Source organism: Chlamydiota bacterium, assembly GCA_016178055.1.
In the GTDB taxonomy this organism is placed as follows: Bacteria; Auribacterota; JACPWU01; order JACPWU01; family JACPWU01; genus JACOUC01.
On sequence record JACOUC010000076.1, the window covers coordinates 1 to 9,817 of the forward strand.

Genomic DNA, 9,817 nt, shown 5'->3' on the forward strand with positions numbered 1-9,817 from the left:
CTCGGGAGGGACCGAGCGGAAGGAGTAGACGGAATTTATATACCGTCAAAATTGAGTGAGGCTTACTGAAGAGCCGTATGCGGAAAATCCGCACGTACGGTTCCGTGAGGGGCATTGAAATATATGTCTACTCGACAAGTTCAAAGAAAAAGCTAAAAAAACGCAAAAACTTTAAACTCTCTTTAAACTTTAAACTTTGAACTGTATTTGAACTTTAAACTGTCTTTAAAAGAGGAGGAAATTATGAAAAAGAGTTTATTATCGTTCATTACTTTGATGGCGGTTGTGATTTCACCTGCATTGGCTTTACAGCCCGTTCAGGATAAGCTTCTCGCCAAAAGGGCAGCCACGGTGGATGCCTATCGTAATTTGGCTGAGAGGATTAAGGGACTACAAATTAACGCCAATACTTATGTCCGTGATTTTGTTGCGGAATCGGATGAGATTAATACTGAATTGGATACCTTTATTAAAGGGATCCGAGTGGTGGGTGAGCCTCGCTATTTCGAGGATGGTTCGGCAGAGGTGACCGTTGAAGTGACTCTTTCTGAGTTGGTTCAACAACTTCAAAGAATCTATACAATTTATCATCATTTGTTTCATGATCATGTCTATTCCTTTGATCAAATGGTCACGTTTAATCGCTTGAAAGTGATTCGTGAAACAGGTCATGGAGCTCCCCGAGAGAATCCCGGTCTTGTACAAGGTCTGGCTCAAGCGAATGCTGCGGCTCCCGTCCCAAGTGCAGGAATTCCTGGATGGGAGAATGTGATGGCTCGAGGGAGAATGATGGCTGAACGGGCTGCAAAAGTAGATGCTTATCGAAACATGGCTGAACGCATTAAAGGTCTTCAGATTACAGCCAACAGCTATGTTCGCGACTTTGTTGCCGAATCGGATGAGATTTCAACCCGAGTGGATACCTTTATTAAAGGGATGAGAACGGTGGGTGCCTATCGTTATCTTCCCGATGGAACTTGCCAGGTGGATGTGGAGGTTGCCATTCAAGAGGTGGTTAAGGAATTGACGACGATTCGAGACTGGTATATTCACCATGACCCTTATTATCATTGGTATCATGTGGATTTAAAAACGACAAAATTTGAGGATGTGGTCAATTTTTATCCCAAGAAACGTATTCGTGTCACAGGAGAGGGTGTTCCTCCAGAGAAATATATGGCGAGTGGCAGTCAGCCTGCAGCAATAGGAAATCCGATGCCCCAGGCTCCTGAATGGGTTGGACAGATTATTACAGCTAAAGGAACAGGCATTGCTCCAGAAGGTCAGACAGGGACTGAAGCGAAGTTGATGGCTGCACGGGCGGCTGAAATGGATGCCAAGAGAAATTTGGCAGAACGGGTGAATGGTGTTAGAATCGACGCTCAAACGACTGTGAAAGATTTGGCCGTTCAAAATGACAGCATTCATGCAGAGGTTCAAACTTTTCTTGCAGGTGCTCAAGTGAGTGAGCCCCATTTTCTGGAAGATGGAAGTGCAGAGGTTGAGGCTCAATTGCCGCTGAATAGTTTGTGGGAGAGAATTAAAAAGTATCAAATGTAAAAAGACTGTGGTGAGTGGTGAGTCGTTACGACCTATGACCTGCGACTGTTAAAAAAGGGAGGGATAATCTATGAAGCTTTTTAGAGCGCTAAGTCTGGTTTATGTAGCTGTTATTTTAGTGAATCTGTTGGGTTGTGCCGAGGAGCATCATACGGAAGTTATGAAAGAAACAGTGGTTGAACAACAGGAAGTGGTGGAGTAAACGGATTGCGGATTTCGGATTGCGGAATGCGGATTGAAGATTCTTCAGTTCGCGTTCCGTGACTCCGGAGTGGGAGAAAGGAAAATTTCGATGAAAAAGTATCTTGCACTTATTACTTTGATGATGATTTTGGCAGCTCAAGTTTTTGCTCAAGTAGCCGAGACCGAAATCGAAGGGGTTGGGAGGGCTTCAGGTTCAACGCTTCAAGCTCATGATGAGGCTTTAAATCGAGCTTTGAGAGCGGCCATTGAACAAGGGGTGGGTTCAGTGATTGATTCCGAAACCATGGTGAATAATTTTCAGCTTTTAGATGATCAGGTTTATTCTCAAGTGAAGGGCTACGTTCGTGGTTATGAAATTATCGAAGATAACCAAGGAGAGGGAGGTCTTTACGTTATTCGAGTTAGGGCCGCGGTAGCCTTGGGACTTTTAGAAAAGGATTTAAAGGCCCTTAAATTGACGATGAAAAGAAGGGGAAATCCTCGTGTGATGTTTGTTTTTTCAGAATTGATTGATGGACTTGAACAGGCGGGTGCGGTCACTCAAACAGAAATGGAAAGGGCCTTTCTCGCCAAAGATTTTTCATTGGTTGATAAAGCACAAATGCAAATGATTAAGGAAAGAGATGCGGCTTTAAGCTATGCTAATCCTCAGCAAGCGGCTGCCTTAGGACGCCGCTATGGGGCTGAAATGGTTATTGTGGGTCAATCAACATCTGATTTAATGGATACTTCAAAACCTTATGGTGTTTCTGTCTTTGCTTATCGGTCTCAGATTTCTGCAAGGGCGATTAAAACGGATACGGCGGAAGTCATGGTCTCTGATGATGCCGAAGCCGAGGCTCGGGGCCCAGGAAGAATCCCGACTGCGAAAGATGCTCTTCGCCAAGGGGCGCAGGATTTATCTCGTAAAATGATGGTCGAGCTCGTTGACCATCTTAGAAGTGAAGCGTATAATACGGTGAATATTCAACTGGTTATATCCCAAGTGAATGCGACATCAAATAAAATATTAGTTAAAGCCTTAGAGGGAGTCCATGGGGTTCAAAGGGTCAGCGAAAGAAGTTTTGTGAACCAAGTGGTTATTTTAGATGTTACGATCGATGGGGCTATTTGGAAAGATTTTGATTCGAAATTAGAGCAGCTTGGGATTCCTTTAGTGATTACAGGAAAATCTCAAGATAGGATTGATGCTAAGCTCATGAATGAGCTTCATCAGTGAAATGGGTCCATAGTCCATAGTCCACAGTCGACAGTCAACGGTCGACAGTTTTAAAGGAATTATTTATTTTCTGTGGACTGCAGATCATTTTCATCCATACGGATGGACAAACGTTTATGTCGACAATTTAAAAACTAAAAAAGGATAGGAGCGAATCGTATGAATGTGAGTCGATGGATGAGGGTTTCTCTCGTGTTATCTTTATTGTTTTTGGCAGATGTAAGGCTTTCTCAGGCAGGGTATGCCAGGGCAAAGCCAGTTTCTTCTGGCTCTGGTCCAGTGATGGCTTTACCGGCTCCTATGGGTCCTAAAAAGACCATTGGGGTCACCAGCTTTGAAAATAAAGCGGGACAATATGCCCAATGGGATTTAGGGAATGGCATGGCAGAAATGCTGACCACTGCGCTTATCCGAAGCGGGCGCTTTACAGTGGTTGAACGGCCTGAAATTCAGAAAGTTCTCGAGGAGCAAGATTTTGGAGCGAGTGGTCGAACGGCTGGAGGTGAGGCAGCTAAAATTGGTAAGGTGTTAAAAGCTCAAGTGATGATCAGTGGAGCAGTGACTGAATTTGCTGCTTCAGGAGGAGGAGAAGGAGGTGGGTTTGCAGTTCATGGTTTTAGGATTGGGGCCCATTCTTCAAGTGCGAAAGTTGCCGTCAATATTCGAATCTTTGATACCACCACAGGTCAAGTTCTTGATTCTCAGCGTTGCGAAGGTGTTGCTGAAGAAGGCGGGCTTTCCTTTGCTTATACGGACAGCAATTTTGCTTTTGGCGGCGCAGGTTTTGATAAGACTCCGTTGGGCAAGGCTTGCCAGATGGCCATTGATAAGGCTGTTTTCTTTATTGTCGCAAGAATGCAGAATGTCCCTTGGTATGGACGCGTGGTTGATGTGAAAGAAGATGGAAAAGTTTTTGTGAATGCAGGGGCAAGTGCTGGCATGAACGCTGGAGATACTTTGGTTGTTTACCGACCCGGTCAAGAGTTGGTGGATCCAGATACGGGAATGAGTTTGGGGTCTGAATTGACCAAAATCGGTGCGATTCAAATTGTTCAGGTCCAGGATAAATTTTCAATTGCGACCCCTGCTGGAGGCGGAGGTTTCGAGAGAGGGGATGTTCTAAAGTTTGAGGGAACGGCGTAAAAAGACTGTTACCCGTTTCCTGTTACCGGTCGCCAGTTGTTAGAATTAATGAGGGGGTGATTACTTAAATATCGAGCTGTGAAAGCCAGTCTGCTGCGGGAATAAGAGAGACCCCTTTTGAATGTCGTATCCGATCTAGATTTTGGACCAGTTGAATGCTTTGGGTGGGTTTCAATAGATTTTGAAAATAATAAAGAGATGGGGATACTTCGGCGTCAGAATTTTTAACTTCTATCAAAAATTCGATTTTTTGGTCGATGGTAACAAGAAAGTCTACTTCTCTTTTCTCTTTATCTCGAACATAACAGAGTTGGGTTTCCTTTCCTTGGGTGTCCTCTAAAAAATGAAGCCATTTTCTTAGTGAGACTGCAATTAGATTTTCAAGTTTTGCTCCCTCATCCGTTCTAAGGGATCCCGTATCGTAAAAATAAACCTTGGGTTCTTTAAGAATAGATCGAGCAAGATTTTTTCGATAAGGAGTCATCAAGAATATAACATACATATGCTCTAGAATTTGAATCCAATGCTTGACCGTATGAGGAGAGACTTGAAGGTCTTGGGCTAAAGACGCGTAAGAAATTCTTGATCCTGCTCGATCTCGAAGGAGATCAACGAGAAGCATCAGAGATGGAACTTCACGGATGGGTTCTAAATCTTGAATGTCTTCTCGAATAATTCGTTCCAGATGCTGTTTACGCCAACGTTTTGAATAGATTTCAGATTGTGAAAGAAAAGGTTCCGGAAAATTTCCCAGTGTCATCAATTGTGTGAGAAGGGCTTGAGGCGAATCGTATCCCTTGAGTTCTGCAATAGAAAGAGGATACAGGTGATGAAGAAAATATCTCCCCGCCATAGAATCTCCCCCCCGTCGGTAGAGGTCTAACCTTGCGCTTCCCGTGACAAGAATTCGAGGGGGAATTCCTTCTTTGTCGTAGACACCCTTGAGTCGAGACTTCCAGTTTTTAAGTTTGTGAATTTCATCAAAGATGATGAGGGGGGACTTTCGGTCCCATTCCTGTTTAAGAATGATTTTTCGGTCACTTTCAGCGTCCCAAGTGAGATAGTAAGCCTTTGGCCAAAGGCTAGAAAGAGATTTAGCCAAGGTGGTTTTCCCGGCTTGGCGTGGGCCTGTGATGAAAACCATTTTCTTTTCGAGATCTTCAGCGATGGTTTTATTTTGGGTTCTTTGCATACACGACCATTATGCACCCAATTGCATTTTAGTCAAGACCAAAATGCAATTGGGTCATTTTAGTCTTAATTTGGAATGATACGATAGGTGATGGGGCAGCTGGATAAAACGAGAAGCATTCCTAGAAACGTATCGATGAGAAATGGAGTGAAGGCATTGCCTTTAAGTCTTTTCATCTGAAAATTAGCAAAGAAAAATTTTGGGATTAAAAAAAAGGGAAGGAGAGCTAGACCCCAGGGGATGAAAAGAACGGTGAAGAACATGAGGCTTCTTTCCAGGATTCCATAAGCTTTTTCAAGGGGTTCAAGATAGGGGGTGGAAAATCTCTCAGGGAAAAAGGTTGATTTGAATGTTGCAAGAATGAAAGTCCCCGCAAAACTGACCGTCATTAAGCAAATTAAAAAAACAATGAGACGATGATTGTTATAAAGTTGGATAAAAGAAGAAGAGGTTTGTCTGAAAGGTGATATTTCTTTTCCCAAGGGTGTTAAAAAAATAAGGGCCAGGGTCGCTATGTGAAGGAGTTGATCTACCATGAAGACAAAGAAATTATTAGGGTTTTTAATTTTCTGTGTGATTTGGAGCTTGAACCAATCTTGAAGAAAGTGGCCAAGAATATTAATCAGAATAATGCCCCAGAAGAGAGGCACTTTAAAATAGGGCCAATTGAGGGCGGCCATGGTGAGTCCCACAATGGTTGCATGAATCATTTTCCCATATATATTTTTTACCTTGGCTCGATAAACGGAGCGACTTTGGAGGGGGAAGTCACCGATTAAATGTGCTAAGAGAAAACGAAGGAAGATAAACACCCGTTAGGCCTCTTCTTCAAATTTGTTAAATTCGATATGTCGCGGGCTTGATAAATAGTTTTTCCCGAAGACATCTCCCATCATGGGTTGAAGGCTTTGTGGAATGCCGTCCCCCTGTAACTCCATGGATACGATGATCGAGCCATCCGAGAAATATTGAATGTCTTTGACCTGGGCTCCCTTGACGACACCCTGGACGGTGGTACGAACGGTATCATTTTTGACAGCAAAATCCTCAAGAGTTGTATGGGAACTGATAACAGTTTCAAAAATAATTTCTGCAAGGTTACGGTCCCCTTCAACTTGAGCGGCTCGTAATGTGGTCACCCGAGCCAGGGCGCCAAATTTATTTGAATATTCGGCAAGGCTTATTGGAAGAATGCTTTGGGTTATTCCATAGAGTGGGAATCCTAAGGCTTGGCTGAAGGCATCCAGTTTAAGTTTAGAAATGATTTGGAAAGATTCATTAGAACCTTGTGGAGAAGTTTGTGTTTGATCTGCGTGGGAGATGAGCTCATAAACCTTTTGAGTGAGCGCTGAATCTTGATTCATTCGATCGTCAAGTGTGGTTTTAGAATCGATGTGAAGTTGACCGACGATTTTTGAGAGTTGATGGAGAGATCGCGTTTGGGCTTCTTCCAAAGAAGAACCTTCACCTCGGCTTAAAATTTCTGTTTTTTCTTCGGCCTCTTTAATGAATGATTTCCCTAAAATGGCTTCGGAAAGAGCACCTCGCCCTTCTGCTCTTATAAGCGTGCTGGACCAGGGCGAGGCATTAACCTCTTCAAATTTTTGAATTTTGACTGATTTCCCAGGTTCATTTACACTTTGTACAAGAACTTCGTGGTCGAGAACTGAGACCCGAGTCCTTTGACTTTCAGGATCCACTTCAACCGTATAGGCCGTTCCTGTAGCACCTGCGATTGCAACGGGACTTGAAATATCAAATTTGCTATCGGGAGGGAGTTTGTTGAGTTTTGCAGTCAAGGTTCCACGCATTAAATCAAGCCGATATTCGATGACCACTTTTCCTTCGGGCGAATGAGATTCACTTTTAATTTTAGCAATTTTTACTTCTGTATTTTGTTTAACTCTGAACATATTATTCGGATCAAGCTCGACAACACAATAGGAGTGAGGTCCTGTCATCAGGGTATCGGAGGGAGAAATGATTGTTTCAAGAGTGGCAGGAGTTTCTTTGTCTTGTTGAATGATTTTAACGGACCCCTGAAGAGCTTTTATTTTCCCTTGCGACTGGCCTTCAGCTCGCATACAAAGCATGAGACTAAAAATCGGAAAAGCAAATAAAAATTTCGATATCATTTTACTTTAAGTGTTTTTAAGTTGAAAGGTGTAACCGATTGTTAGTTTTCTAAGTTATTATAGAGAGGAAGGAAACCCTTGGCAATGTCAAACATCCTCACCCAAAAATGGGTCAAAATTTTTTTAATCACTCTTTTCTCGTTTCTCATTTTTTCTTTTGCTTCGCATGGACGTCTTTTAAGACAGATTGAGTTAAAGGGGCTCGATGTTAAATTTGCGATCAGGGGCTTTCGATCAGCGGATTCAAGAGTTTTTTTAATTGGAATTGATGATCCATCGCTTCAAGCTCTAGGCCGCTGGCCATGGCCCCGTTCTCAGCATGCGGCTTTGCTTCAGACCCTATCTGAAACTCCTCCCTCTGCCTTGGGTTTTGATATTCTTTTCACCCACAAAGATGAATCGAATCCTGAGGCAGATCAAGCCTTGATTCAAATGAGTCGCTTGTTCGATGGCCTTGTTTATGCCGCTTATTTTGTAGAAGAAAAGTCAGGAACCCAAATTTTTGAGCCCGCTTGGAAAAGAGCTGTTCTAGAAAAAAATGAATTGCCTTTCTTAAGAAATTGCCCTTTAAATTTGCGTGTGGCAGAAGATCTTCAAATTCCTTTTCAAGAGCTATCTCAAAGTGTTCATTTAGGATTTATTAATGCCCCAAGAGATGAGGATGGATCTGTGAGAAGAATTCCTTTGATTTTTCGTTATCGAGGGAGAGTGTTTTCTAGTTTTGCGCTTCGTTTAATTCTAGACCATGAGGGACTTTCCAATGATTCGGTTAAATGGGTCGGAAACCTTACAATCAGATTGGATCTTAAAGAAGGGTTTATTGATATTCCTGTCGATTCCCAGGGAAATTATTTTGTGAATTATAGATCTTCTTTAGAGGATGTTCATTCGACTCGATTTGCTGAGGTCCTCCGCCAAAGAAGAGTTTTTAAGAGTGCGATGGGGGTGGTCGGTGTGACTGCAACAGGGGTGGGTGATTCGGGTCCTACCCCCATTTCGTCTTATACCCCGTTTGTCATGGTTCATTTAAATGCGATACAAAATATTTTGCAAAAGGATTTTTTAAAGGTTCTGTCTCGATTTTTAGAGCTTTGTCTTCTCTTCATCGTATGTTTTTTGACGACCCTGATTAGTTATGGAACTCGGTCTTTCTGGGCTGCTTTGGGGGCGCTTACCTTTTTTATTGTTTTTACCATTGTTGACTTCTTCTTATTCATGGAAATGAATTGGCATTTGCCGTGGGTGGTTCCGTCGCTCGCCATCTTCACTTCTTATTTAATGGCAACCACGAACCGTTTCTGGATTGAGGAGAAGGAGAAACGTTTTGTGAAAAAGGCTTTTCGTCATTATGTATCCGGTTCCGTGATGGAAAAAGTTTTAAAAGATCCAAAGACATTGGCCTTAGGCGGGAAGCGAGAGGATTTAACCGTTCTTTTTTCGGATATCCGTCAGTTTTCTTCCTATTGTGAAAGGAATGCTCCGGAAACAGTGGTTTCAATTTTGAATGAATATTTTGATGCCATGACGGAGATTATTTTTAAATATGGTGGAACACTCGATAAATATTTGGGGGACGGAATGCTCGCTATTTTTGGGGCGCCTCTTCCTTTGGAGAGGGATCATGCCCTTTGTGCGGTTGAAGCCGCTTTTGAGATGCAAAAGAAACTCAAGGGGCTTCATGAAAAATGGATCCGTGAGGGATGGGAGCCCCTTTCGATGGGGGTGGGTATTAACACAGGACCCATGGTGGTAGGTAACATGGGATCAAGTCATGTGATGAATTATACGGTGATTGGAGATCAAGTCAATCTAGCAGCCCGTATCGAAGGGCTCACACGTCAGTTCAATGTTGAAATTATCATCAGCGAGGCAACTTATCAACGCGTCTCTCCCCAATGGCTCGGTCGTTCTTTGGGGGAGGTAAAGGTTAAAGGGCGGGAAAAAGGGGTATCCATTTATGCCATTGAAGGAAGGAAATGATCTGATAATAGAAATTCTTCTATCGTTATTCCTTAGTTGAAGCGAAAGGTGAAAGACTTTTTCTGAATTTGCGTGCGATAGGGCCATAGCTCAGCCCTTTCAATTTCACCTCTGGATAAAAGTTCGTTTCTTGTCCTAACGTCCATAACGTTAATATAGCTAACGTTACGGACGTTAGCAAGATAAAAAGGTATTCGGGTTAGACGTAACATTAAAGCCAAAAAATTGAAAAGTTTAAAGTTTGAGGTTCAGTGCGCCAAGCAAGCCAACAAAAGCAAGCCGAAATAAGGAGCCTGAGTAAAGGCTAACCACCGACTCAGAACTGAACTCTGCACTTGGAGAGGCAACGAACCGAGTGAAGCCAGAGGGAAGGAGATTGACGAC

Annotated in this window: 7 protein-coding genes; 4 read left to right on the forward strand and 3 right to left on the reverse strand. The window is 42.9% G+C overall.

Annotated features, from left to right (window positions below):
• Window positions 1-243 precede the first annotated feature (243 nt).
• From HYS07_10880 to HYS07_10890, 3 genes are all read left to right on the forward strand, one after another.
• Window positions 244-1,560 (forward strand): LPP20 family lipoprotein, encoded by a 1,317-nt coding sequence (locus HYS07_10880; GenBank protein ID MBI1871675.1) that lies wholly within the window; start codon window positions 244-246, stop codon window positions 1,558-1,560.
• A gap of 292 nt (window positions 1,561-1,852) precedes the next feature.
• Window positions 1,853-2,983 carry a hypothetical protein gene (locus tag HYS07_10885; protein MBI1871676.1) on the forward strand — a complete coding sequence of 377 codons (1,131 nt, stop codon included), beginning with the start codon at window positions 1,853-1,855 and terminating at the stop codon, window positions 2,981-2,983.
• 159 nt (window positions 2,984-3,142) lie between these two features.
• The gene (locus tag HYS07_10890; GenBank protein MBI1871677.1) at window positions 3,143-4,126 is read left to right on the forward strand and encodes a hypothetical protein; all 984 of its coding nucleotides are present in this window, start codon (window positions 3,143-3,145) and stop codon (window positions 4,124-4,126) included.
• A 64-nt stretch (window positions 4,127-4,190) separates the two neighbouring features.
• On the opposite strand, the gene HYS07_10895 is transcribed toward HYS07_10890, so the two are convergent.
• The 3 genes from HYS07_10895 to HYS07_10905 all read right to left on the reverse strand — a co-directional run bounded on the left by HYS07_10895 (window position 4,191) and on the right by HYS07_10905 (window position 7,453).
• Entirely contained in the window at window positions 4,191-5,318 is a 1,128-nt protein-coding gene (locus HYS07_10895; protein MBI1871678.1) for an ATP-binding protein, read from the reverse strand.
• A 65-nt stretch (window positions 5,319-5,383) separates the two neighbouring features.
• Entirely contained in the window at window positions 5,384-6,130 is a 747-nt protein-coding gene (locus tag HYS07_10900; protein MBI1871679.1) for a DUF3307 domain-containing protein, read from the reverse strand.
• Window positions 6,131-6,133: 3 nt separating this feature from the next.
• Window positions 6,134-7,453: an LPP20 family lipoprotein gene (locus tag HYS07_10905; GenBank protein MBI1871680.1), complete on the reverse strand. Its 1,320-nt coding sequence runs from the start codon at window positions 7,451-7,453 to the stop codon at window positions 6,134-6,136.
• 84 nt (window positions 7,454-7,537) lie between these two features.
• Here HYS07_10905 and HYS07_10910 point away from each other — a divergent pair, with 84 nt between their 5' ends.
• Complete coding sequence (locus HYS07_10910; GenBank protein ID MBI1871681.1) at window positions 7,538-9,433, forward strand: adenylate/guanylate cyclase domain-containing protein; 1,896 nt, start codon at window positions 7,538-7,540, stop codon at window positions 9,431-9,433.
• Window positions 9,434-9,817: the final 384 nt, after the last annotated feature.